The organism is Microbacterium sp. KKR3/1, assembly GCF_021272365.1.
In the GTDB taxonomy this organism is placed as follows: domain Bacteria; phylum Actinomycetota; class Actinomycetes; order Actinomycetales; family Microbacteriaceae; genus Microbacterium; species Microbacterium aurugineum.
The window spans coordinates 700,006-722,540 of the sequence record NZ_JAJSDW010000001.1 but is presented as its reverse complement, the minus strand read 5'-3'; the positions used below and the strand labels follow the sequence as shown (position 1 = coordinate 722,540).

The following is a 22,535-nucleotide window of genomic DNA, read 5'->3' as shown; positions in this document are numbered from 1 at the left end:
GCGTGCCTCCGATCGTCGATGGTCCGTGCCGAGACCAATACGACCACAAATCGCGCTGCGCCGCGAAGTCGGCGACTCTGAGACCCGATCGGCGGCACCGCAGCCGCCACCGGACGACGACGTCGACGATCAAGGAGGACGCATGGCGCTCACGACAGGATTCGCACTCCCGAAGTTCAACTGGCGACGGGGGAAGCACGCGTGGGACAGGCATACGTGGCTCTACGTGTCCGTCCTGATCGCCGTGGTGCTCGGTGCCGTGGTGGGTCTGGTCTGGCCGGAGATCGGCCAGGGGTTCGAAGCTCTCGGCAAGGGCTTCGTCGCGCTGATCAAGATGATGATCGCGCCGATCATCTTCTGCACGATCGTCGTCGGGGTCGGCTCCATCGCCAAGGCCGCGACCGTGGGCAAGATCGGCGGGCTGGCACTGCTCTACTTCATGGTGATGTCGACGTTCGCACTCGCGATCGGACTGCTCGTGGGCAACGTCATCCACCCCGGCGCCGGACTGGACATGGCCTCCGCGACCTATGACGCGGCCGACACGGAGGCGAAGACGACGCAGGAGTTCATCCTGGGCATCATCCCGACCACGTTCTTCTCGGCCTTCACCGGTGAGAGTGTGCTGCAGGTGCTGTTCATCGCGCTCCTCGTCGGCTTCGCGCTGCAGGGGCTCGGTGAGCGCGGGGCGCCCATCATGGAGGCGGTCAAGCAACTCCAGAAGCTCGTGTTCCGCATTCTCGGGATGATCCTGTGGCTGGCGCCGATCGGGGCGTTCGGTGCGATCGCGGCGGTGGTGGGCAAGACGGGGATCGCAGCGATCTGGAGCCTGGGCATCCTGATGGGTGCGTTCTACATCACCTGCATCCTGTTCATCGTCGTGGTCTTGGGAGCGCTGCTCTGGACGGTGGCTCGGGTGAACATCTTCTCGCTCATGAAGTACCTGGGACGGGAGTACCTCCTGATCGTCGGTACCTCTTCCTCGGAGTCCGCGCTCCCGCGCCTGATCGCGAAGATGGAATTCGTCGGCGTCTCCAAGCCGGTGGTCGGCATCACGGTTCCGACGGGATACTCGTTCAATCTCGACGGCACGGCGATCTACCTGACCATGGCATCGCTGTTCATCGCCACCGGGATGGGGCAGCCGATGTCGATCGGCGAGCAGATCGGACTGCTGGTGTTCATGATCATCGCGAGCAAGGGCGCAGCCGGGGTCACCGGCGCAGGGCTCGCGACGCTCGCCGGTGGTCTGCAGGCCTATCGTCCCGATCTCGTCGACGGCGTCGGGGTGATCGTCGGCATCGACCGGTTCATGTCCGAGGGTCGCGCCCTCACGAACTTCACCGGCAATGCCGTGGCTACGCTCCTGATCGGCACCTGGACGAAGCAGATCGACCGGGCGCGCGTGCGCCGGGTCCTCGGCGGCGAGCTGCCGTTCGACGAGTCGCTGCTCGATGGAGTGGACGCGCACGCGACATCGGGCGGGTCGCAAGGGGCCGATGTCCAGGACCTGCGCGAGGCGGCTCTCACGGAGATGGCGGCGAAGGAGGAGCGGGCTCGGATGCGGGCCGGAAGCGCCTGACCGAAAGAAAGAGAGAGGGATGCGGGAGTCCGAGGAACGGACTCCCGCATCCGCGCGGTCAACCGCTCTTGCGTCGGAACTCGCGCCGGGTCTGCGGGGCGTGCGCGCTGTGGACGGCGGAATCGCCGTCGAGGTGTGCCTCGCCCTGCCGCTGGTGCGCGTTCTTCTTCTCGAGCGCTTCCTTGAACTTGCGCTTCATCTCCTCAGACGAGGAGGCGCCTTCTTCGGTGCTCATGACCTGAGCCTAGAGCACCCGGTGCAACGGGTCACCCTCTCTCGATCGCGCACCCGGCGAGCAGCGGGCCCGAGTCGGTCGCCGGATCAACCGACTCGGGAACCGGAGAACGGATAGCCGGTGACCCGTCGACCAGCATCCGGTGAACATCCGGTGCCGAGTGCCGTCTTCCGACGATGCGGCCGTCGAGTGCCGTCATTCTGGGGATGTGAGAGTAGCGATCGTCACAGAATCCTTCCTTCCGCACATGAACGGCGTCACCGGCTCCGTCCTCCAGATCCTGCGCCACCTCGAGCAGAGAGGTCACCAGGCACATGTCGTGGCTCCGGCCGCCGTCGGCGTCCCCGAACAGGTCGACGGAGCCCCGATTGAGGCGATCCCGAGTCTCGGACTGCCCGGCTACCCCGACGTCAGGGTGGGAACGTCGGGTGCGCAACGCATCGCTTCCTCCCTGCGACGCTTCGCGCCCGACGTCGTCCATCTCGCCTCCCCGTTCGCTCTCGGCTGGCGGGGCGTGCTCGCCGCCGAGCGGCTCGACGTCGCGAGCGTCGCCGCGTATCAGACGGACGTGGCCGCCTACACCGAGAGGTACCGGATGGCGGCGACCACGGGGATGGCTCAGACGCACATCGCACGACTGCACCGGCGGGCGACGATGACCCTCGCGCCCTCCGCCGATGCGGCGCAGCAGCTCGCCGCGCTCGGTGTCGACCGTGTCCGCCGCTGGGGGAGAGGGGTCGATGCCGAGCGCTTCCAACCCACGCGACGCGACCCCGCGCTCCGTGCGACCTGGGGCGCCGACGTCGTGATCGGCTACGTCGGTCGGCTCGCCCCCGAGAAACAGGTCGAGGACCTCGTCGTCCTCCGCGACATCCCGGGCGCCCGGCTCGTGATCGTCGGGGACGGGCCCAGCAGAGCGCAGCTCGAGACCGTGCTCCCGGATGCCCTTTTCCTCGGACACCTCGACGGTGACGCGCTCGCCGCAGCGATCGCGTCGTTCGACCTGTTCGTGCACCCGGGGGAGAGCGAGACCTTCGGGCAGACACTCCAAGAGGCTCATGCCAGCGGTGTCCCCGTCATCGCGACCGGGCGTGGCGGACCCCTGGACCTGGTGCGCATGGGCATCGACGGGTGGCTGTACCGCCCGGGGGACCTCGACGACCTCCGTGCGCGCGTGGCCGATCTCGCCGGCGACACCCGCAAACGCCGGGCGTTCGGGGAAGCCGGACGCGACGCCGTGCAGAGCCGCAGCTGGACCGGCGTGTGTGACCGGCTCCTTGAGTACTTCGACGAGGCGCAGGCGCTGCACCACGCGGATTCCCGCGCCCGCGCGCGCAGGCGCGTGCGACCGGAGCCGCCCGCACCGGTCACCGTTCGGAAGTGGCACCGCTATGTCGCGCTCGGCGACTCACTCACGGAGGGACTGTGCGATCCGGCCCCCGACGGGACCCTCCGCGGCTGGGCCGATCGCCTCGCCCTGCTGCTCGCCGCCCGCGGCGACCTGCACTACGCGAACCTCGCCGTCCGCTCCCAGCGAGTGCACGAGGTCGCCGGCGTCCAGCTGACCAGGGCACTCGAGCTTCGCCCGGACCTCGTGTCGATCTTGATCGGAGCCAACGACCTCGTGAAGCGCCGTGTCGATGTCTCCGCGCTCGCCGCAGAGCTCGAGGTCGCGGTGCGGCGGCTGCGGGCGATCGGTGCCGACGTGCTCCTCGTGACGCCGTTCCTCCCCGGTCGCCGTGCGGCGTGGATCTACACCCGCAGGTTCTCCGCCTACGCGACGGCTCTGACCGGGATCGCTGCACGCACCGGGGCCATGCTGATCGACACGGATCTGCACCCTCAGCTGGCCGAACACCCGAACTGGGGCGAAGACCTGGTTCATCTGAGCAGCCGGGGGCATCGCTTCCTCGCGTATCGGGCGGGTGAGCTCCTCGGGGTGCCGGACGCCGACGCTCTCGGAGCGCTCGATGCCGCACTGCACGAGCACGAGCCCCTCGGCGTGGGGGCGTGGTGGCGACGCCACGCATTGCCCTGGGTCTGGCGTCGTCTGCAGGGTCGCGTTGCGGGCGACGGGCGGTCGGCGAAGCACGATGACTACGTCCGCCTCGGAGGATCGTCGGCTCCCCGATCCGCGTTCGTCGGCTGAGTCCCCTCAGGCCGGGGGGTCAGCGTCGACCCATGCCGTGATATTGCCAGCCGGCGGCGCGCCACGCCGCCGCGTCGAGACAGTTGCGTCCATCGATGACGATCCGCCCGCGGACCAGTCCGCCCGCGTGCTCGGGCGAGAGCTCACGCCGGTACTCGTCCCATTCGGTCACGATCACCACGGCATCGGCGTCGCGCAGCGCGTCGTCGCGCTCGCGGGCATATCCCAGTTGCGGGTGCGCGGCGATGGCGTTGTCGATCGCCGCAGGGTCGGTCACGACGACGTCTGCTCCGAGACCTCGCAGGCGAACGGCGACATCCAGAGCCGGAGAATCACGGATGTCATCGCTGAACGGTTTGAACGCCGCTCCGAGGACCGCGATCCGGCGCCCGAACACGAGTCCGCCGAGCGCATCGACCACCAGGCGCACGGCCCGGTCGCGGCGTCGCAGGTTGATCATGTCCACTTCGCGCAGGAAGCCGACCGCTTCGCCGCGACCGAGCTCATCTGCGCGTGCGGCGAAGGCGCGGATGTCCTTCGGCAGGCACCCGCCACCGAAGCCGATACCTGCGCCGAGGTACCGTCGTCCGATACGGCTGTCCAGCCCGAGGGCATCGGCGAGCAGCGTGATGTCCGCCTCGGAGGCTTCGGCGATCTCCGCCATCGCGTTGATGAAGGAGATCTTGGTGGCGAGGAAGGCGTTCGACGCCCCCTTGACCAGCTCGGCCGTGGCGAGGTCGGTGACCAGGAAGGGTGTTCCGGCGTCGACGGCCGCCGCGTACGCCTCGCGCAGGGTGGCGACGGCGCGTGTCCCGTCACCATCCTGTTCTGCACCGACCACGAGACGATCCGGGGTCAGGGTGTCGTGCACCGCCCACCCTTCGCGGAGGAATTCGGGGTTCCAGACCAGGGTCGCTCCCGACGCGGCGATGAGCGGTGCCAGTCGCCCGGCGGTCCCGACGGGCACGGTCGACTTGCCCGCGACGACGTCCCCGCGGCGCAAGTGGGGGAGCAGCGCGTCGATCGCCGCATCCACGTAGCGGAGATCCGCGGCGTGACCTCCGGGAATCTGAGGCGTTCCGACCGCGAGGAAGTGGACGTCCGCGCCCGCGGCATCCGCCATCCGGCTGCTGAATCGCAGGTGTCCGGAAGCGAGGCCTTCTTCGAGCATCTCCGGGAGTCGAGGCTCGAAGAACGGTGCCTTCCCCGCGATGAGGGCGGCGATCTTCTCCTCGTCGACGTCGATACCCGTGACATCGTGTCCGAGGGAGGCCATCGCCGCGGCATGCACGGCACCGAGGTACCCGCAGCCGATCACTGACATGCGCATGATCTCAGCAGAGCGGATCCTCGTCGCGCCGCGGGATCCTGCGGATGAACAGCATCTGACCGTCACGTGTCCGATCCGCGAAGCTCGGAGCGACACCAAGATTCGAGGTGTGCGCTGGTAGGGTGGATGAGGTTGACGTGTGTCAACTGCACAACTTCACACTGACTCATGGAGCGATCGGCGGAGAAGCTGGTCCCCTGTGGTGGGTTCCTCGGCACGTGTCGGGTGGCTTTCTACTGGTGGCCAGCGCAGGCGAGATTCGCGGGAGTGCCCGCGCGCCCGAACCCTTCCGTTCCGCTCCTTTGAACATGCTCGCGCGTCACATGGACTCGCGAGTCTAAACAAAGAAGGAGAGACCTCTTGGAAGGTCCTGAAATCACCGCCACCGAGGCCGTTCTCGACAACGGCCGCTTCGGCACCCGCACCATCCGCTTCGAGACCGGCCGCCTCGCGCAGCAGGCTCAGGGCGCAGTCGCCGCGTACCTCGACGGCGAGACCATGCTCCTCTCGGCCACCAGCGCAGGCAAGCACCCGCGCGAAGGCTTCGACTTCTTCCCGTTGACGGTCGACGTCGAGGAGCGCTCCTACGCCGCAGGCAAGATCCCCGGCTCGTTCTTCCGTCGTGAGGGTCGTCCCTCCACCGAGGCGATCCTCGTCTGCCGTCTGATCGACCGTCCGCTGCGTCCGTCGTTCGTCGACGGCCTGCGCAACGAGGTCCAGATCGTCATCACCGTCCTGTCGATCGCACCGGGCGAGTTCTACGACGCTCTCGCGATCAACGCGGCATCGGCGTCGACCCAGATCTCGGGTCTGCCTTTCTCGGGCCCCGTCGCCGGTGTGCGCCTCGCGTTCATCCCCGGCAACGGCCAGCACGCGGACCAGTGGGTCGCGTTCCCGACTGCCGAGCAGGTCTCGGAGGCCGTGTTCGACCTGATCGTCGCCGGCCGCGTGGTCACCAAGGCCGATGGCACGGAAGACGTCGCCATCATGATGGTCGAGGCCGAGGCCACCGAGGACAGCTGGAACCTGATCAAGGCCGGCGCCACGAAGCCGAACGAGGAGATCGTCGCGCAGGGCCTCGAGGCCTCGAAGCCCTTCATCGCCCAGCTCGTCAAGGCTCAGGCCGAGCTCGCCGCCACCGCGTCGAAGGAGCCGGGCGTGTACCCGGTCTTCCCCGCGTACAGCGACGAGGTCTACAGCTTCGTCTCCGAGCGCGTTTTCTCCGAGCTCAGCGACGTCTACCAGATCGCCGACAAGGTCGAGCGTCAGACCGCTGACGACGCGATCAAGGACCGCGTCAAGGCCGAGCTCATCGAGGCCACCGAGGCGGGCTCGCTGCCGGCCGCGGCTCCGCTGGAGTTCTCCGCCGCGTACAAGTCCGTCACGAAGAAGATCGTCCGTGGACGCATCCTCACCGAGGGCGCTCGCATCGACGGCCGTGGCCTGGCGGACATCCGTCCGCTCGACGCCGAGGTGCAGGTCATTCCGCGCGTGCACGGCTCCGCGATCTTCCAGCGCGGCGAGACCCAGATCATGGGTATCACCACGCTGAACATGCTCAAGATGGAGCAGCAGATCGACTCGCTGTCGCCCACGACGAGCAAGCGGTACATGCACCACTACAACTTCCCGCCCTACTCGACCGGTGAGACCGGCCGTGTCGGTTCGCCGAAGCGTCGCGAGATCGGGCACGGCTTCCTCGCCGAGCGCGCCCTCGTGCCGGTGCTGCCGAGCCGCGAGGAGTTCCCGTACGCGATCCGTCAGGTGTCCGAGGCGCTGAGCTCCAACGGCTCCACCTCGATGGGCTCCGTGTGCGCGTCGACCCTGTCGCTGCTGAACGCGGGTGTGCCGCTGCGCGCCCCCGTCGCCGGTATCGCGATGGGTCTCGTCTCCGATGAGGTCGACGGCGAGACCCGCTACGCGGCACTGACCGACATCCTCGGCGCCGAAGACGCTCTCGGCGACATGGACTTCAAGGTCGCCGGTACCAGCGAGTTCGTCACGGCGATCCAGCTCGACACGAAGCTCGACGGCATCCCGTCGTCGGTGCTCGCCGGTGCGCTCACCCAGGCCCGCGAGGCTCGTCTGACGATCCTCAACGTCCTGAACGCGGCGATCGATGCTCCGGACGAGATGGCGCCCACGGCTCCGCGCGTCATCAGCGTGCAGATCCCGGTCGACAAGATCGGTGAGCTGATCGGCCCGAAGGGCAAGACGATCAACGCGATCCAGGACGAGACGGGCGCGCAGATCTCCATCGAGGAGGACGGTACCGTCTACATCGGCGCGACCGACGGCCCCTCGGCCGAGGCTGCCCGTGCTCAGGTCAACGCGATCGCGAACCCCACGAACCCGGAGGTCGGAGAGCAGTTCCTCGGCACCGTCGTGAAGATCGCCACGTTCGGTGCGTTCATCTCGCTGCTGCCGGGCAAGGACGGCCTCCTGCACGTCACCGAGGTGCGCAAGCTCGCCGGTGGCAAGCGGGTCGAGAACGTCGATGACGTCCTGTCGGTCGGTCAGAAGATCCTCGTGAAGATCACGAAGATCGATGACCGCGGCAAGCTCTCGCTCGAGCCCGTGCTCGACGACGCTCCGGCCGCTGAGGCAGCTCCTGCCGAGGCCGCTGCCGCGGAGTAGGCCCAGAGCTCGAACAGGAACCCGGGTCCGTCCGCGCTGGACGGGCCCGGGTTCCGTCGTGTCCGGTGTGACCAAATCGTTATCGGGCGTTTCCCCGACGTTCCCCGGATTGGTCAGGACGTTGTGTGAATTCGCCTACCCTCGGAAGTACGCACCGGGGGGTGCAGATCCAGCAGGTACGCAGGTCGGGACGCACCGATCGACGCGGGGGTGAGAGAGTATGCGGTTGTTCGGCGTAGGCGCAGGAGCGTCAGCGGAACGCGACCACGCGGCCGCAGCCGAGCATCCCTCCGCGCCCATTCCCATCGTCGGTCCGGGGATAGGGGAATCCATCCGGGTGCCACTCGGCGAGACCGGCTTCGAGACCTTCCCGCTGATGCTCGGCGCGGCAGAGTTCGGCTGGAACGTCGACCTCGAGACCAGCCACGGCATCCTCGATCGCTACGTCGAGTTCGGTGGCAACGCGATCCACACCGCGGACGGATTCTCCGGTGGCCGGAGCGAGCACATCATCGGCCAGTGGCTGCGTTCGCGCGGACAGAGCGAGCGTGCCGTCCTGAGTGTGCGCGTCGGCGCTCATGCCGACAACCCCGGGCTCGGCTCCGTGAACCTCGTGCGCGCGGTCGAGGGCTCGCTCACCAGACTCGGTGTCGAGCGGATCGACGTGCTGTACCTCGACGCCACGCTCGACGCGACGACCAACCTCGAAGACACCCTGGCGACCGTCGAATGGCTGTCGGACGCGGGCAAGGTCGGCGCGCTCGGCGCCTACGGGCTCGCGCCGGAGCGGCTGGTCGAGGCGCGAATCCTCGCCTCTGCCGGCTACCCGCGGGTGCAGGTCATCGACGCACCATACAACCTGGTCCGGCGTCTGCCGTTCGAAGGCGATCTGCGCCTCGTGGCCGGCGCGCAGAACCTGGCGGTCACGCCGTCCCATGCGCTCGAGCACGGGTTCTTGTCCGGTCGGCACCGCAACAAGGCGCTCACCTCGCGCGGCGTGCGCGGCGAGCAGTTGCGTGGGCACCTGAATCGACGAGGCATCAAGGTGTTGCGCGCGCTCGATCAGGTCGCCGAAGAGCTCGGCGTTCCCGTGGCGGCGGTGTCGATCGCCTGGCTTCTCGCGCAGCGCACCGTCGCCGCGCCGATCGTGAACGCTTTCGCGACGGATCATGTCGATGAGCTCATGCAGGGTGCCGGCGTCTCGCTGTCACGGAGCCACCTCGCCGAGCTCACGCGGGCCGGCAACTGAGTATCGTCCGCCGTTGACATAGGGTGGAATGAACGCCCGGCGGATGCTGGCAATGAAGCGAGCGAGTTGTGACGCACTACATATATCTGGTTAGACACGGTGAACATCAGGACGCAGAACATGGTCTCGCCGACGGACCCCTCTCCCCGCGGGGGCAGCGTCAGGCGGAGCTGATCGCCGACCGGTTGTCCGGCCTTCCGCTCGATGCTGTGTGGCATTCCCCGCTCTTGCGGGCCAACGAGACGGCGCGGGCGATCGCCGCGCGACTGCCCTCGGTCGACCCCGCGCCGACGGCACTGCTCTTCGACTGCGTGCCGACCGGGATGACCGAGGACACTCCGTCTGCGTTCGAACCGTTCTTCGGGTCGGTGACCGAGGCGGAGATCGAGGCGGGGCGGGCACAGATGTCGGATGCCGTCAACGAGTTCCTCGTTCGCAAGACCGGCGATGTCCACGAGGTGCTCATCACCCACAACTTCGTGATCTCCTGGTTCGTCCGCGAGGTGCTCGCCGCGCCGGAGTGGCGCTGGATGACCTTGAACCAGTCGCACTGCGGCCTGACGGTGATCGCGCAAAAGCAGGGACGGCCGTGGACGCTGCTCACGCACAACGACACCGGTCACCTGCCGGTGGAGCTGCGCACCGGAATTCCCGACGCACTGCTCGTGTGAGGTCCAGCGCTCCCCGAATCGGGTGCGATGCGGTCCCGCGCGCCCCGCGAGGCGGGCGATGTCCGCGAAATAGACTGGACGCATGACCACGCAGGTAGCACTCGTCGGCGGCACCGGGAAGCTCGGACAGATCATCCATGCGGTGGTCGACGAGCTCGAGGGGTTCGAGGTGAGCCGTGTGCTGACCTCGTCGAGTGAACTCTCCGAGCTGGACGGCGCCGGCCTCGTCATCGATGCATCGACGCCGCAGGTGAGCGTCGATGTCGTCCGCGCCGCCGTCGAGCGGGGGATCAATGTGCTCGTCGCGACCTCGGGCTGGTCGGCCGAGCGGATCGCGCTGGTGCGCCCCCTCGTCGAGGCGGCCGGGACCGGCGCGGTCTTCATCCCCAACTTCTCGCTCGGATCGGTGCTCGGGTCAGCCCTCGCGGCGGCGGCGGCCCCGTTCTTCGGCTCCGCGGAGATCATCGAGGCGCATCGCGAGACCAAGATAGATTCGCCCAGCGGCACGGCCGTGCGTACCGCAGAGCTGATCGCGGCCGCGCGCGCCGAGCAGGGGCCGGTCAGCGCTCCGCACGCGGATCAGCGCGCTCGGGGGCAGCAGGTCGGCAGTGTCCCGATCCACTCGCTGCGTCGCCCCGGTGTCGTCGCCAAGCAGGAGGTCATCCTGTCCGGACCGGGGGAATCGCTGACGTTCACCCATGACACCACGGACTCGGCGCTCGCCTACGCACCCGGGATCCGCATCGCGGTCCCCTTCGCGCGAAGCGCCGCCGGTGTGGTCGTCGGCCTCGAGCACATGATCGACATCGGCATCCGCTCGTGATGTCGCGGATCGGCGTCGCGCTGATGGCGGCGGCGCTGCTCGTCTACCTTGCGGTCGCGGTCTGGCTCGCCGTGATGTTCATCTCGGTCGGCACTCCGATTTCGATCGGCATGGGCATCACGCTCCTCGTGCTGGCTCCGATCGGTGCCTGGGCGCTCGTCCGGGAGATGATGTTCGGCTTCGGCGCGGACCGCCTGGGGCGACTGCTCGACGCGGAGGGAGGGATGCCTCCGGTGGAGACCGAGCTGACACCGAGCGGGCGTATCGCGCGCGCCGACGCAGACCCCCTCATCGCACGGTACGCAGCGGAAGCGGACGCGGCGCACGATGACTGGCGTGCACGGTACCGCCTGGGCGTCGTGCAAGACGCCGCCGGACGCCGGAAAGACGCCAGAGCCAGCATCCGCGAGGCGATCCGCCTCTTCCGTCGGCCCTGACGTCGGGTTCGACGATCAGGCGAGCGTCGCCTCGAGCGTGATCTCGATGCCCGCGAGCGCCTGAGACACCGGGCACCCGGTCTTCGCTCCGTTCGCGATCTCCTGGAATGCCTCCGGAGTGAGGTTCGGGACGGTCGCGTTGACGTTGAGGTGGCTGCCGGTGATGCCGACACCGGGCTTGAAGGTGACGGACGCGCTCGCGTCGACTCGCTCGGGAGGCGTGCCGTTCTCGGCCAGGGCGTGGGAGAGCGCCATGCTGAAGCACGAGGCGTGAGCGGCAGCGATGAGCTCTTCCGGCGTGGTCGTGGTGTCGCTGCCTTCGCTGCGGGCCTTCCAGTTGATCGGGAAGGTGCCGAGCTTCGACGAAGAGAACGCCACGGTGCCCGACCCCTCCATGAGCGATCCTGTCCAGGTGCTGGCGGCTTCGCTGGTGACGGGCATGGTTCCTCCGGTTCTCGTGCCCCGAGGGATGAGGGGTCACGTCGCGGCCAGCCTATCGACGGTTCGGTTCGGAGGGAACCGGAATCACGCTGCGGGGGCTGTCCGGCCGATCACGCCGACCCGCTGGAGCAGCAGGTACATCTGGCATCCGAGGCAGAAGCCGAACGCCGCGTTGAGGAAGGCGGCGACGAAGGCGGCAGCGGTGGCGATCGGCAACGCCCAGGGGACCCCGATGAGGTGCAGAACGAGACCGACACCGACCACGAAGAGGCCGACCCCCTGAGAGAACCGAGGCGGTCGCGGATCTTCAAGCTCCGCAGGCGGCGCGAGCCGAGGACGCACGACCGTGCGGAACAGGACACTCCAGGGGGCCGTCCTCGGCGAGACCAGGGCCCACAGGAACAGCAGGGCGATGATCACCGTGAGCAGGAATCCCGGGTCCAGGGCACGGTGAACGAGGGGCGTTCCGGACACGGCCCATCCGCCGGGGATGAAGGTCGCGCCGGTCGACGGCTGATAGGCGTACCAGCCGAACGTCGCCGCGCCCGCCTGGGCGGTGGATATCCCCGTCAACGCCAGAAACGTGGCCACGAGCAGCAGTGCCGCGGTGATCGTGGCCGCGAATCGCGGACCGCGGGGGTCTATGCGTGCGGGCGTGATCATGTGTGCTCCAGTCTTCGCGCCTCAGACGGCCGCGACCGCTTCGGTGAGTGCATGACGGTGGGGGACACCGTGGAATCGTGCGTGGACGGTGCCCGAGCCGTCGATGAGGAAGGTCGTCGGCGTCTGCAGCACCTTGTACCGTGCCGAAAGGTCGGGGCGGTGCGTCAGATCGACCTCGATGTGCGCGAGCCCGTCGTCGCCCGACGCGTAGGAGTGCAGCAACCGTCGCACCTGCGGGCAACGGGCACAGGTCTCGGTGCTGAACTGCACCAGTGTCGCGCGGGAGCCGAGTGCTGCCGAGGGGATGTCCGTGGCATCGAACCGGAGCCTGCCCCCGTCACGCCGCCGCCCGTCGCGCCGACGAACCACGACCCCGACCGCCGTGGCGAGCACGAGGAGACCGAGGACGATCACGAGGGCGAGCGCGGGCGACATGCGTCGAGAGTACGCCGCCCTCATGGGATCGGGAGTCGATGTTTCCGATGATGACGAACGGGCTTTCCGCGGTGCAGGATCCGCCCCGTGACGGGAGCGGGAAGGTATCGTGGCTGTCATGAGCGCCGCCGTTCCGACCCCCTATGAAGATCTGCTCCGCGATGTCGTGGAGACCGGCACGCACAAGTCGGATCGGACGGGTACCGGCACGACGAGCGTCTTCGGGCGGCAGATCCGCTTCGACCTCGCGAAGGGCTTCCCACTCATCACGACGAAGCGCGTGCACTTCAAGTCGATCGCGTACGAGCTGCTCTGGTTCCTCCGAGGGGATTCCAACGTCGGATGGCTGCGCGACAACGGCGTGACGATCTGGGACGAGTGGGCGGATGAGTCGGGCGATCTCGGCCCGGTGTACGGGGTGCAGTGGCGCTCCTGGCCGACTCCCGACGGCGGCAGCATCGACCAGCTCTCCGAGGTCATCGAGCAGATCCGGCGCTCGCCCGATTCCCGTCGTCTGATCGTCTCGGCGTGGAATCCTGCAGACATCCCCGACATGGCCCTCGCGCCGTGTCATGCGCTCTTCCAGTTCTACGTCGCGGATGGAAAGCTCTCCTGTCAGCTGTATCAGCGCAGCGCCGACATGTTCCTCGGTGTGCCGTTCAACATCGCCTCGTATGCGCTGCTCACCCTGATGATCGCGCAGCAGGTCGGCCTGGAGCCCGGGGACTTCGTGTGGACCGGCGGTGACTGCCACGTCTACGACAATCACGTGGAGCAGGTGCGCGAGCAGCTCAGCCGCGAGCCCTACGCGTACCCGACCCTGCGACTGGCGAGGAAGCCGGAGTCGATCTTCGACTACCGGTACGAGGACTTCATCGTCGAGGACTACCAGCATCACGCGCCGATCCGGGCGGCGGTGGCCGTATGACGTGGGTCGGGCTGATCTGGGCTGAGGCGCGCGGCGGCGTGATCGGAGCGGAGGGCGGGATGCCCTGGCACGTTCCGGAGGATCTCGCTCACTTCAAGGACGTCACGCTCGGGGCACCGGTGGTGATGGGCCGGAAGACGTGGGACTCCCTTCCGGAGCGATTCCGCCCGCTCTCCGGGCGCGACAACATCGTGATCACGCGCCAACAGGACTGGCGCCACGAGGGCGCGCGACGGGCGGCGACCGTCGCCGAAGCAGTCCGCGGGCTGGACAAGGCGTGGATCATCGGAGGCGCCGAGATCTTCCGTCAGGTCATCGGCGACGCCGATCGCCTCGAGGTCACCGAGCTCGACATCGACGTCGCCGGAGACGCCTATGCGCCCGCCACGACCGGCTGGCGACTCGTCGACGAGGGCGAGTGGCAGACATCGCGCACCGGCATCCGCTACCGCTTCCTCGGGTACGAGCGCTGATGCCCACCGCATTGATCACCGGAGCCAGCGCGGGGCTGGGAGCCGAGTTCGCGCGCCAGCTGGCACGGCGTCGAGCTGACCTCATCCTGGTGGCGCGGACACCCGAGACGCTGGAGGCGCTGGGCACGGAGCTGCGCACGGAGTACGGTGTCGCGGTCGAGATCCTCGTCGCCGACCTCGCGGTGGAGAGCGAGGTCGAGCGCGTCGCCGCCCGATTGCGCGACACCTCCGACCCGGTCGACCTCCTGATCAACAACGCCGGGTTCGGTCTGCCGCTGCAGTTCGCGGACAACGACATCGACGACGAGGTGCGACACCTCCGCGTGCACGTCGAGGCGTCGATGCGCCTGATGCACGCGGCGCTGCAGACGATGCGCGGGCGCGGTGGTCGCATCATCAACGTCGCCTCCGTCGCCGGGTTCATCTCCCGGTCGACCTATTCGGCATGCAAGTCCTGGCTGATCGGCTTCAGCGGCTGGGCGAATGCGGAGTACGCACGAGACGGAGTGAGTGTCACCGCGCTCTGCCCCGGATTCACGCACACGTCCTTCCATGAGCGGATGGGTCTGGCCGTGGGGGAGGAAGGTGTGCCCGCGATCATGTGGCTGAATGCACGCGATGTCGTCCGTACCGGTCTGCGTGATGCGGCGCGCGGCAGAGCAGTATCCGTTCCGTCACTTCGGTACAAGGCGATCGTGGCGCTGACGCGTGTCCTGCCCCGCTCGTTCACGTCCGGCGTCGCTCGGCGCGGTCGCGTCTGAGGCCTGCGGGAGTCGACGAGAGACCTGCGCAGGCCCGGGGGACGCGCTCGGACCCGTGCGCCCCGAGGAGAGGTGCATCTGCGTCACCGCGTCCGCGGGACCACCGGTCGAACCTATACGCTGGGCTTATGACGCACTCGGGCAACCCTTTCGGACAGGTCCTCGTCGCGCTCGTCACTCCGATGACGGCCGACGGCGAAGTCGATTGGCCCGCTGTCGAGAAGCACATCGATGACGTGATCACCGCAGGTGCGGACGGCATCGTCGTGACGGGAACGACCGGCGAGACCTCGACCCTGACAGACCCGGAGAAGCTCAAGCTCGTCGAGGTCGGCAAGTCCGTTTCGGGCGGGCGCGCGAAGATCATCACCGGCGGTGGTTCCAACGAGACGGCCCACGCGATCGAGCTCTACAAGGCCAGCGAGAAGGCCGGCGCCGACGGCATCATGATCGTCACGCCCTACTACAACAAGCCGACGCAGGCCGGAATCCTCACGCACTTCCGGCTGGTCGCCGACGCGACCGATCTGCCGGTGATCCTCTACGACATTCCGGGGCGCACGGGTGTGCCGATCAAGTACGAGACGATTCTGCGTCTCGCGAAGCACCCGAACATCCTCGCTGTGAAGGACGCCAAGGGCGACTTCTCCGAGGTGAGCCGCGTGCTCAACCAGACCGACCTGATGTACTTCTCCGGCGACGACGCGAACGTGCTGCCGCACCTCGCGATCGGTGCCACGGGCCTCATCGGCGTGACGGCCAACGTCGCGGCGGCCCCGTACCGCACGATCATCGATGCGGTGAACGCGGGTGACCTCGCCACGGCGACCGCGGAGCACAAGCGCCTGGAGCCGCTCGTGCGTGCCGTGATGACCCACGTGCCGGGAACGGTCGCGGCGAAGTACATCCTGCACGGACTCGGTCGCATCTCGAGCCCGCGCGTCCGCCTTCCCCTGGTCGGCCCCGAGGAATGGGAGGCCGCGCTCATCGAGGATGAGCTCGACCTCGTGCAGAACGTTCCCGGTGCGGACTTCTCGAACTTCCGACCCGACCGCAATGCGGCTGCGGGTGGTGCCCTGCCGAAGGTGCACGGCACGACGCGCTGAGTCGCGTCGCCACGAACGAACGGACGCGCGGAGTGTCCGACTGAGGAGACAGCATGTCCATTCCCCTGGTAGAACCGAACGCTCTCGACGAAGGAACGCTTCGGGTCATCCCGATCGGCGGACTCGGCGAGATCGGTCGCAACATGACCATGTTCGAGTACGACGGCAAGATCCTGATCGTCGATTGCGGTGTGCTCTTCCCCGAGGAGCACCAGCCTGGCGTCGACCTGATCCTTCCGGACTTCGAGCCCATCCGTGACCGCCTGGACGACATCGTGGGCGTGGTGCTCACGCACGGCCATGAAGACCACATCGGCGCCGTTCCCTATCTGCTTCGGCTCAAGAGCGACATCCCCCTGATCGGTTCGGGCCTCACCCTTGCACTGGTCGAGGCGAAGCTCAAGGAGCACCGCATCAAGGCCTTCACGCTCACGGTGAAGGAAGGTCAGCAGGAGCGGGTCGGCCCGTTCGACCTCGAGTTCGTCGCGGTGAATCACTCGATTCCCGACGCGCTGGCCGTGGCGATCCGCACCCCGGCGGGAATGGTGCTCGCCACCGGTGACTTCAAGATGGATCAGCTGCCGCTGGACGGTCGCATCACCGACCTCCGGGCTTTCGCGCGCCTCGGCGAAGAGGGTGTCGACCTGTTCCTCGTCGACTCGACCAACGCCGATGTCCCCGGGTTCACGCCGACGGAGCGCTCGATCGGCCCCGTGCTCGACCAGGTGATCGCGAAGGCACCTCGTCGCGTCATCGTCGCGAGCTTCTCCAGCCACGTCCATCGCGTGCAGCAGGTGATCGACGCGGCGTACGCCAACGGCCGCCGTGTCGCTTTCCTCGGCCGCAGCATGGTTCGCAACATGACGATCGCCGAGCAGCTCGGCTATCTGAAGGTGCCGGACGGGGTGCTCATCGATTTCAAGAAGGCGCGCGACCTGCCCGACGAGCAGATCGTCTACATGTCCACGGGCTCCCAGGGTGAGCCCATGGCGGTGCTGAGCCGCATGGCGAATCTGGACCACGCGATCGAGATCAGCGAGGGCGACACCGTCATCCTCGCCTCCAGCCTCATTCCGGGCAACGAGAACGCCGTCTACCGTGTGATCGACGGACTCACCAAGCTCGGTGCGAACGTCGTCCACAAGGCGAATGCGAAGGTGCATGTCTCCGGACACGCCGCCGCCGGCGAACTGATCTATTGCTACAACATCCTCAAGCCGAAGAACGTCCTCCCCGTGCACGGGGAGTACCGGCACCTGATCGCGAACGCCAAGCTCGCGCAGGACACCGGCATCGCAGAGGAGAACACGATCATCGCCTCGAACGGCACCGTGATCGACCTGAAGGACGGCGTCGCGAAGGTCGCCGGTCAGCTCGACCTCGGATTCGTGTACGTCGACGGCTCCACCGTCGGCGAGATCACCGATGCCGACCTCAAGGATCGTCGGATCCTCGGCGAGGAGGGCTTCATCTCCGTCATCGTCGTCGTGGACGCCGGCACGGGGCGCATCATCTCCGGTCCGGAGATCCACGCGCGCGGTGTCGCCGAGGATGACTCGGTGTTCGACGACGTCACGCCGAAGATCGTCGCGGCGCTCAAGGAAGCGTCGGGCAACGGCGTCCGTGACACCCACGCGTTGTCGCAGGTCGTGCGACGCACGATCGGTCGTTGGGTCAACCAGCGGCTGCGTCGTCGTCCGATGATCGTGCCGCTCGTCATCGAAGCGTGAGTGGAGGGGAGTCGTCTCCCCACTCACGGCTGACCGTCATCCCGATGTAACACCGGCGCCCTAGGCTCACGTCATGTACAGGGGTTTCTCCCTCCGCAGGGCGGCGCAGACGGATGCGATGTTCCTCGGCGACATGCTCGTCGAGGCCGCCAACTGGCGTGCCGGGGGAGCGCGTCCGCGGCACGAGGTCTTGACGTCGGCTGAGCACCCGCGCTACCTCGCAGGGTGGAAGAGGTCGGCCGACGACGGACTGGTGGCCACCGGTGAGGACGACGTGCCCGTGGGCGCAGCCTGGTATCGCGTGCTTCCGCAGAACGCGCCCGGATTCGGTTTCGTGGGTGTCGCCGTCCCGGAGCTGATCATCGGGGTGCATCCGCTGTGGCGGGCACGCGGTGTCGGGCGCACCTTGTTGCGCGGTGTCGTGGAACTCGCGGGGTCCCAAGGTCACTCGCGGATCAGCTTGAGCGTGGAACGGGACAACTTCGCACGCAACCTCTATCGCGCGGAGGGCTTCGTCGTGGTCGGGCAGGGCTCGGCGCGCGACACGATGGTCCGTGCCACCACCTAGTCGATGCCCTCTCGGATCCGCGGAAAGCCGCGTCATTACGCGGGGATGTCGGCTGTTGGACGTAACGTGAGAGCATGGCCAGGAGTTCCACGAAGACAGAGCGCGCGTCGACCAGCGCACCGTCGCGCCCCAAGCGGCAGACGGCTCCCAAGGCCCAGCCCGCTCCGAAGAAGTACATCGACGAGGCCGAGAAGCCTCCGATCGTCGTCCGTGCCTGGGTCGGATTGGCACACGGTGTCGGCGGACTCTTCCGCGCGTTCGGGCCGGAGACGCTCGAGAAAGACGATCGCCGCGACGGATTCCCGTTCTTCCTGGTCGTGCTCGCCGTCCTCGGAGCGGTCAACGAGTGGTTCTTCATCGGCAACGAGGTCGCCGCGAACATCAGCGCGTACTCCGTCGGCGGGCTGATCGGACGCGTCGCCTTCGTGATGCCCGTGCTTCTGCTTCTGCTGGCCGGATGGCTGTTCCGCCACCCGTCGTCCGTGCATGACAACGGTCGCATCGGTATCGGGTTCGGGCTCTTCATCCTGACGCTAGCCGGCTTCTGCCACCTGGCCGGCGACGGTCCTCAGCCCAGGGAGGGGATGCTCGCCCTGAGTGAATCCGGCGGCCTCTTCGGCTGGATGCTCGGTCAGCCGCTCAGCTACCTCACCGACATTCCCGCCTACATCGTCCTGTCGCTGCTCGCCGCGCTGAGCATCCTGATCCTCACCAAGACCCCTCCCAACCGCATCGGCTCCCGACTCGGCGACCTCTACGCGTGGATGTTCGACGCCGAGCGCCCGGAGAAGCCGGCGAAGGATGCGGCGATCGACGACGCCGACAAGGTCGACGACCCCGACGCGCTGCCCTGGTGGCGGCGGAACAAGTCCGGGCGCGAAGAAGACCCCGACGAGGGGACCCTCGGTTCCGACGACATCACCGCGCTGCTGACGACGTCCGAGCCGACCCCGGCGTACGACCAGGCGGTCGTCGTCGAGAATCCTTATGACGCCGCCACCGAGGTTCTCTCGGACGTGCGCTCCGTTGCGGATTCCCTCGCCGAGCAGCAGAACACAGCGCTGCTGGATGATGCGTCCGACACCGGCGAGGTCCCCGAGCTCCCCGGCCTGGACGGATTCGGGACCGCGGGCCCGGGGGATCGTGGTCCTCAGGCTCCCGTCACCCCGTACGTCCTGCCGTCTCCGGGTCTGCTGGTCGAAGGGCCGCCTCCCGTGATGCGCTCCGAGGCGACCGACAAGGTGATCGAGCAGATCACGAGCGTGCTGTCGCAGTTCAAGGTCGACGCGAAGGTCACCGGATTCTCGCGCGGCCCGACGGTCACGCAGTACGAGGTCGAGGTCGGGCACGGCGTCAAGGTCGAGAAGATCCTGCAGCTGAGCAACAACTTCGCCTATGCGGTCGCCTCGAACGACGTCCGCATCCTCTCGCCGATCCCGGGCAAGAGCGCGATCGGGATCGAGATCCCGAACGCCGACAAGGAGATGGTCGCGCTCGGCGACGTTCTGCGCTCGCCCGCCGCGCAGAAGAGCACGCACCCGATGACGATCGGCGTCGGCAAGGACGTCGGCGGCAACATCGTGATCGCGAATCTCGCCAAGATGCCGCACCTCTTGGTCGCCGGCTCGACCGGCTCCGGTAAGTCCAGCTTCGTGAACTCCATGATCACCAGTCTGCTCATGCGGGCGCGTCCCGCCGACGTGCGCATGGTCCTGATCGACCCGAAGCGCGTGGAGCTCACCAGCTATGCCGGCGTTCCGCATCTGATCACGCCCATCATCACGAACCCGAAGAAGGCGGCCGAAGCGCTGCAGTGGGTCGTGAAGGAGATGGACATGCGGTACGACGACCTCGCGTCGTTCGGCTTCCGTCACATCGATGACTTCAACCGTGCCGTCAGGGCCGGTGAGGTCGAGCTGCCGGTGGGCAGTGAACGCGTTCTCAAGCCGTACCCGTACCTCCTTGTCGTGGTGGATGAGCTCGCAGACCTCATGATGGTCGCCCCGCGCGACGTGGAGGACTCGATCGTCCGCATCACTCAGCTCGCGCGCGCTTCCGGTATCCACCTCGTCCTCGCGACCCAGCGTCCGAGCGTCGACGTCGTCACCGGTCTGATCAAGGCCAACGTGCCGTCGCGTCTCGCGTTCGCGGTCACCAGCGTCACCGACAGCCGGGTCATCCTCGACAGCCCGGGAGCCGACAAACTCATCGGTCAGGGTGACGCGCTGTTCTCGCCGATGGGTTCTTCCAAGCCGTTCCGACTGCAGGGCGCGTGGGTCGACGAGAAGGAGATCGACGCCGTCGTCAAGCACGTCACCCGCCAAGCGCGCCCGGACTATCGTGCCGACGTGCAGGAGGCGATGGAGCCGACCAAGAAGAAGGAAGTCGACGAGGACATCGGCGACGATCTGGAGCTGTTGCTCGCCGCTGCCGAGCTCATCGTTTCGTCGCAGTTCGGGTCGACGTCGATGCTCCAGCGCAAGTTGCGTGTCGGCTTCGCGAAGGCCGGGCGTCTGATGGACCTGCTGGAATCCCGCGAGATCGTCGGGCCTTCGGAAGGTTCGAAGGCGCGGGACGTGCTGGCCACGGCTGAGCAGCTGCCGCAGGTGATGGCGAAGCTGCGCGGCGAGGACGTTCCTGCCGCCTCCGCCGCGCCAACGGCACCTGCCGCCCCGCCGGTCCCGCCGGTCCCGCCGATGCCTCCGGCCCATGATCCGATCGCGGCCCAGTACGAGGGTCTTCCCGAGGTGGAGGCCGAGGGCGACGAAGACGCCTGGGGCCTGACGGGGCGTGACTGATGGCCATCCCCCGGCAACTGCCCAATGCCATCACGGTCGCGCGGATCCCTCTCGCCGTCGTGTTCTTCGTCCTGCTGCTGTTCGGAGGAACCTACGGCCTGGCTGAGCCCGGACTGCGCTGGGCCGCTGCGATCATCTTCATCGTCGGCATCTCCACCGACTGGGTCGACGGCTACCTGGCTCGCAAATACGACATCGTCAGCGATTTCGGGAAGCTCTGGGACCCGATCGCCGACAAGCTCCTCACCGGGGCGGGGTTCATCGGTCTCGCGATCCTCGACGAGGTCAGCTGGTGGATCGTCGCGATCATTCTCGTGCGCGAGTGGGGGATCACCATCCATCGTCTGATGGTCGCGAGCGAGCATGTGGTCGCGGCCGCGTGGATGGGCAAGATCAAGACGGCGTTCCAGGGCGTGGCCCTGGGATGGGCGTTGCTTCCCCTGCATGTCCTCATCGGTCTCGAAGCATGGACACTGGTGACGTTCATCCTGATGATCATCGTCTTGCTGCTGACCGTGGCGAGTGGGATCGACTACATCGTGGCGCAGGTGCGCGGATCGCGGCAGAAGAGGGCATGAGCGAGACGAGCGCCGCCGCCGTTCTGTCGGCGCTCGACGAACGCGGGTGGACACTGGGAGTGGCGGAGTCCCTCACCGGCGGGGCGCTGTGCGCAGAAATCGTCTCCATCCCCGGAGCCTCCGCCGTTCTCCTCGGCGGTGTCGTGGCCTATGCGACCTCCGTCAAGGCGACGGTGCTCGGCGTCGACGCCGAGCTTCTCGCCATGCGCGGTCCGGTGCACCCCCAGGTCGCGCTGGAGATGGCCGGGGGTGTGCGGCGAGTGGTGAGCGTAGACGATCGGCCTGCGGATGTCGGGGTGTCCACCACTGGGATCGCGGGACCGGATTCGCCGGACGGGCAGCCCGTCGGTACCGTGCACATCGGTATCGTGACGCCGAACGGGGCGCAGGCGAGAGAATTCCGCTTCCGCGGCGACCGGGATTCGATCCGGGCGCAGACGGTGGCTGCGGCGCTCGAAGCATTGCTCGACCTGGTCGCGGAATAGTGTCCGCCCCGGTCTGGTTATCAATGATGTGCTCACATTCAAACCACAGAGTGCAGGGGTAGATTTCGTGCAGGCCAGGCGTACTAGACTGGCTGTCCTATCGGGGGAGACCCCGAACGACCACACGGGGAGGAGGTTCCGATGATTCTTGTGCGACAGGAAATCGGCGATGTGCTGAGGGACTTCCGCCTGCAGAAGGGGCGCACGCTCCGGCAGGTTGCAAGCAAGGCGTCGGTTGCGCTCGGCTACCTCAGTGAGGTCGAGCGTGGGCAGAAGGAAGCGTCGAGCGAGATCCTCGCATCCGTCGCCGATGCTCTCGATGTGCCCATCTCGACGATCATGCGCGAGGTCGGAGACCGCATCTCGGTTCTCGAGGGCATCCAGGTCTTCCCGGACGTCGTTCCGGACGACCTCGTGGCGTCGGTCGAGCCTCAGCTCTCGTTGCACTGAGCAGGG

22 protein-coding genes are annotated in these 22,535 nt (G+C 67.5%); 17 read left to right on the top strand and 5 right to left on the bottom strand.

Annotated features, from left to right (window positions below):
* Window positions 1–142: 142 nt before the first annotated feature.
* Window positions 143–1,582, top strand: coding sequence for a cation:dicarboxylate symporter family transporter (locus tag LVJ59_RS03535; RefSeq protein ID WP_232762012.1), 1,440 nt, complete (start codon window positions 143–145; stop codon window positions 1,580–1,582).
* A 58-nt stretch (window positions 1,583–1,640) separates the two neighbouring features.
* On the opposite strand, the gene LVJ59_RS03530 is transcribed toward LVJ59_RS03535, so the two are convergent.
* Entirely contained in the window at window positions 1,641–1,817 is a 177-nt protein-coding gene (locus LVJ59_RS03530; protein ID WP_165875365.1) for a DUF5302 domain-containing protein, read from the bottom strand.
* Between the two features lie 247 nt (window positions 1,818–2,064).
* On the opposite strand from LVJ59_RS03530, the gene LVJ59_RS03525 reads away from it, so the two are divergent.
* Window positions 2,065–3,966 (top strand): GDSL-type esterase/lipase family protein, encoded by a 1,902-nt coding sequence (locus tag LVJ59_RS03525; RefSeq protein ID WP_232762011.1) that lies wholly within the window; start codon window positions 2,065–2,067, stop codon window positions 3,964–3,966.
* Between the two features lie 19 nt (window positions 3,967–3,985).
* Here LVJ59_RS03525 and LVJ59_RS03520 read toward each other — a convergent pair whose 3' ends face one another.
* Window positions 3,986–5,296: a UDP-glucose/GDP-mannose dehydrogenase family protein gene (locus tag LVJ59_RS03520; RefSeq protein WP_131490860.1), complete on the bottom strand. Its 1,311-nt coding sequence runs from the start codon at window positions 5,294–5,296 to the stop codon at window positions 3,986–3,988.
* Between the two features lie 360 nt (window positions 5,297–5,656).
* Here LVJ59_RS03520 and LVJ59_RS03515 point away from each other — a divergent pair, with 360 nt between their 5' ends.
* The 5 genes from LVJ59_RS03515 (at window position 5,657) to LVJ59_RS03495 (ending at window position 11,113) form a co-directional block, all read left to right on the top strand.
* Window positions 5,657–7,933, top strand: coding sequence for a polyribonucleotide nucleotidyltransferase (locus LVJ59_RS03515; RefSeq protein WP_232762010.1), 2,277 nt, complete (start codon window positions 5,657–5,659; stop codon window positions 7,931–7,933).
* Between the two features lie 220 nt (window positions 7,934–8,153).
* Entirely contained in the window at window positions 8,154–9,182 is a 1,029-nt protein-coding gene (locus LVJ59_RS03510) for an aldo/keto reductase (RefSeq protein ID WP_047519313.1), read from the top strand.
* A gap of 68 nt (window positions 9,183–9,250) precedes the next feature.
* Window positions 9,251–9,853 (top strand): histidine phosphatase family protein, encoded by a 603-nt coding sequence (locus LVJ59_RS03505; protein ID WP_047519311.1) that lies wholly within the window; start codon window positions 9,251–9,253, stop codon window positions 9,851–9,853.
* 82 nt (window positions 9,854–9,935) lie between these two features.
* Window positions 9,936–10,676: a 4-hydroxy-tetrahydrodipicolinate reductase gene (gene dapB / locus LVJ59_RS03500; RefSeq protein ID WP_232762009.1), complete on the top strand. Its 741-nt coding sequence runs from the start codon at window positions 9,936–9,938 to the stop codon at window positions 10,674–10,676.
* Window positions 10,676–11,113, top strand: a complete 438-nt coding sequence (locus tag LVJ59_RS03495) for a hypothetical protein (RefSeq protein ID WP_131490863.1) — start codon at window positions 10,676–10,678, stop codon at window positions 11,111–11,113. The genes dapB and LVJ59_RS03495 overlap by 1 nt, the downstream gene beginning before the upstream one ends.
* A gap of 15 nt (window positions 11,114–11,128) precedes the next feature.
* On the opposite strand, the gene LVJ59_RS03490 is transcribed toward LVJ59_RS03495, so the two are convergent.
* From LVJ59_RS03490 to LVJ59_RS03480, 3 genes are all read right to left on the bottom strand, one after another.
* The gene (locus tag LVJ59_RS03490) at window positions 11,129–11,554 is read right to left on the bottom strand and encodes an OsmC family peroxiredoxin (RefSeq protein WP_047519305.1); all 426 of its coding nucleotides are present in this window, start codon (window positions 11,552–11,554) and stop codon (window positions 11,129–11,131) included.
* Between the two features lie 84 nt (window positions 11,555–11,638).
* Window positions 11,639–12,217 (bottom strand): DUF4395 domain-containing protein, encoded by a 579-nt coding sequence (locus LVJ59_RS03485; RefSeq protein WP_232762008.1) that lies wholly within the window; start codon window positions 12,215–12,217, stop codon window positions 11,639–11,641.
* 21 nt (window positions 12,218–12,238) lie between these two features.
* Complete coding sequence (locus LVJ59_RS03480; RefSeq protein WP_232762007.1) at window positions 12,239–12,652, bottom strand: thioredoxin family protein; 414 nt, start codon at window positions 12,650–12,652, stop codon at window positions 12,239–12,241.
* 118 nt (window positions 12,653–12,770) lie between these two features.
* Here LVJ59_RS03480 and LVJ59_RS03475 point away from each other — a divergent pair, with 118 nt between their 5' ends.
* The 10 genes from LVJ59_RS03475 (at window position 12,771) to LVJ59_RS03430 (ending at window position 22,529) form a co-directional block, all read left to right on the top strand.
* Complete coding sequence (locus tag LVJ59_RS03475; protein WP_131490865.1) at window positions 12,771–13,580, top strand: thymidylate synthase; 810 nt, start codon at window positions 12,771–12,773, stop codon at window positions 13,578–13,580.
* Window positions 13,577–14,053 (top strand): dihydrofolate reductase, encoded by a 477-nt coding sequence (locus LVJ59_RS03470; RefSeq protein ID WP_232762006.1) that lies wholly within the window; start codon window positions 13,577–13,579, stop codon window positions 14,051–14,053. Before LVJ59_RS03475 ends, LVJ59_RS03470 begins: the two co-directional genes overlap by 4 nt.
* Window positions 14,053–14,814: an SDR family oxidoreductase gene (locus LVJ59_RS03465; RefSeq protein WP_047519297.1), complete on the top strand. Its 762-nt coding sequence runs from the start codon at window positions 14,053–14,055 to the stop codon at window positions 14,812–14,814. Before LVJ59_RS03470 ends, LVJ59_RS03465 begins: the two co-directional genes overlap by 1 nt.
* Window positions 14,815–14,942: 128 nt before the next feature.
* Window positions 14,943–15,920 (top strand): 4-hydroxy-tetrahydrodipicolinate synthase, encoded by a 978-nt coding sequence (dapA, locus tag LVJ59_RS03460; protein ID WP_047519295.1) that lies wholly within the window; start codon window positions 14,943–14,945, stop codon window positions 15,918–15,920.
* 53 nt (window positions 15,921–15,973) lie between these two features.
* The gene (locus tag LVJ59_RS03455; RefSeq protein WP_232762005.1) at window positions 15,974–17,650 is read left to right on the top strand and encodes a ribonuclease J; all 1,677 of its coding nucleotides are present in this window, start codon (window positions 15,974–15,976) and stop codon (window positions 17,648–17,650) included.
* A 73-nt stretch (window positions 17,651–17,723) separates the two neighbouring features.
* A complete protein-coding gene (locus tag LVJ59_RS03450) occupies window positions 17,724–18,218 on the top strand; it encodes a GNAT family N-acetyltransferase (protein WP_232762004.1) in 495 nt (164 codons plus the stop codon).
* 74 nt (window positions 18,219–18,292) lie between these two features.
* Complete coding sequence (locus LVJ59_RS03445; RefSeq protein WP_232762003.1) at window positions 18,293–21,016, top strand: DNA translocase FtsK; 2,724 nt, start codon at window positions 18,293–18,295, stop codon at window positions 21,014–21,016.
* Window positions 21,016–21,594, top strand: coding sequence for a CDP-diacylglycerol--glycerol-3-phosphate 3-phosphatidyltransferase (pgsA, locus tag LVJ59_RS03440; protein WP_232762002.1), 579 nt, complete (start codon window positions 21,016–21,018; stop codon window positions 21,592–21,594). The genes LVJ59_RS03445 and pgsA overlap by 1 nt, the downstream gene beginning before the upstream one ends.
* On the top strand, window positions 21,591–22,079 hold the full coding sequence (locus LVJ59_RS03435) for a CinA family protein (RefSeq protein WP_232762001.1): 489 nt from the start codon (window positions 21,591–21,593) through the stop codon (window positions 22,077–22,079). The genes pgsA and LVJ59_RS03435 overlap by 4 nt, the downstream gene beginning before the upstream one ends.
* 141 nt (window positions 22,080–22,220) lie before the next feature.
* Complete coding sequence (locus tag LVJ59_RS03430; RefSeq protein ID WP_026049981.1) at window positions 22,221–22,529, top strand: helix-turn-helix domain-containing protein; 309 nt, start codon at window positions 22,221–22,223, stop codon at window positions 22,527–22,529.
* The last annotated feature ends 6 nt before the right edge of the window (window positions 22,530–22,535 follow it).

Coding starts and splice junctions, on each gene's coding strand:
- LVJ59_RS03535 (WP_232762012.1), top strand. CDS start 143: ATGGCGCTCACGACAGGATTCGCACTCCCGAAGTTCAACTGGCGACGG.
- LVJ59_RS03530 (WP_165875365.1), bottom strand. CDS start 1,817: ATGAGCACCGAAGAAGGCGCCTCCTCGTCTGAGGAGATGAAGCGCAAG.
- LVJ59_RS03525 (WP_232762011.1), top strand. CDS start 2,065: ATGAACGGCGTCACCGGCTCCGTCCTCCAGATCCTGCGCCACCTCGAG.
- LVJ59_RS03520 (WP_131490860.1), bottom strand. CDS start 5,296: ATGCGCATGTCAGTGATCGGCTGCGGGTACCTCGGTGCCGTGCATGCC.
- LVJ59_RS03510 (WP_047519313.1), top strand. CDS start 8,154: ATGCGGTTGTTCGGCGTAGGCGCAGGAGCGTCAGCGGAACGCGACCAC.
- dapB (WP_232762009.1), top strand. CDS start 9,936: ATGACCACGCAGGTAGCACTCGTCGGCGGCACCGGGAAGCTCGGACAG.
- LVJ59_RS03495 (WP_131490863.1), top strand. CDS start 10,676: ATGTCGCGGATCGGCGTCGCGCTGATGGCGGCGGCGCTGCTCGTCTAC.
- LVJ59_RS03490 (WP_047519305.1), bottom strand. CDS start 11,554: ATGCCCGTCACCAGCGAAGCCGCCAGCACCTGGACAGGATCGCTCATG.
- LVJ59_RS03485 (WP_232762008.1), bottom strand. CDS start 12,217: ATGATCACGCCCGCACGCATAGACCCCCGCGGTCCGCGATTCGCGGCC.
- LVJ59_RS03480 (WP_232762007.1), bottom strand. CDS start 12,652: ATGTCGCCCGCGCTCGCCCTCGTGATCGTCCTCGGTCTCCTCGTGCTC.
- LVJ59_RS03475 (WP_131490865.1), top strand. CDS start 12,771: ATGAGCGCCGCCGTTCCGACCCCCTATGAAGATCTGCTCCGCGATGTC.
- LVJ59_RS03470 (WP_232762006.1), top strand. CDS start 13,577: ATGACGTGGGTCGGGCTGATCTGGGCTGAGGCGCGCGGCGGCGTGATC.
- LVJ59_RS03465 (WP_047519297.1), top strand. CDS start 14,053: ATGCCCACCGCATTGATCACCGGAGCCAGCGCGGGGCTGGGAGCCGAG.
- dapA (WP_047519295.1), top strand. CDS start 14,943: ATGACGCACTCGGGCAACCCTTTCGGACAGGTCCTCGTCGCGCTCGTC.
- LVJ59_RS03455 (WP_232762005.1), top strand. CDS start 15,974: ATGTCCATTCCCCTGGTAGAACCGAACGCTCTCGACGAAGGAACGCTT.
- LVJ59_RS03450 (WP_232762004.1), top strand. CDS start 17,724: ATGTACAGGGGTTTCTCCCTCCGCAGGGCGGCGCAGACGGATGCGATG.
- LVJ59_RS03445 (WP_232762003.1), top strand. CDS start 18,293: ATGGCCAGGAGTTCCACGAAGACAGAGCGCGCGTCGACCAGCGCACCG.
- pgsA (WP_232762002.1), top strand. CDS start 21,016: ATGGCCATCCCCCGGCAACTGCCCAATGCCATCACGGTCGCGCGGATC.
- LVJ59_RS03435 (WP_232762001.1), top strand. CDS start 21,591: ATGAGCGAGACGAGCGCCGCCGCCGTTCTGTCGGCGCTCGACGAACGC.
- LVJ59_RS03430 (WP_026049981.1), top strand. CDS start 22,221: ATGATTCTTGTGCGACAGGAAATCGGCGATGTGCTGAGGGACTTCCGC.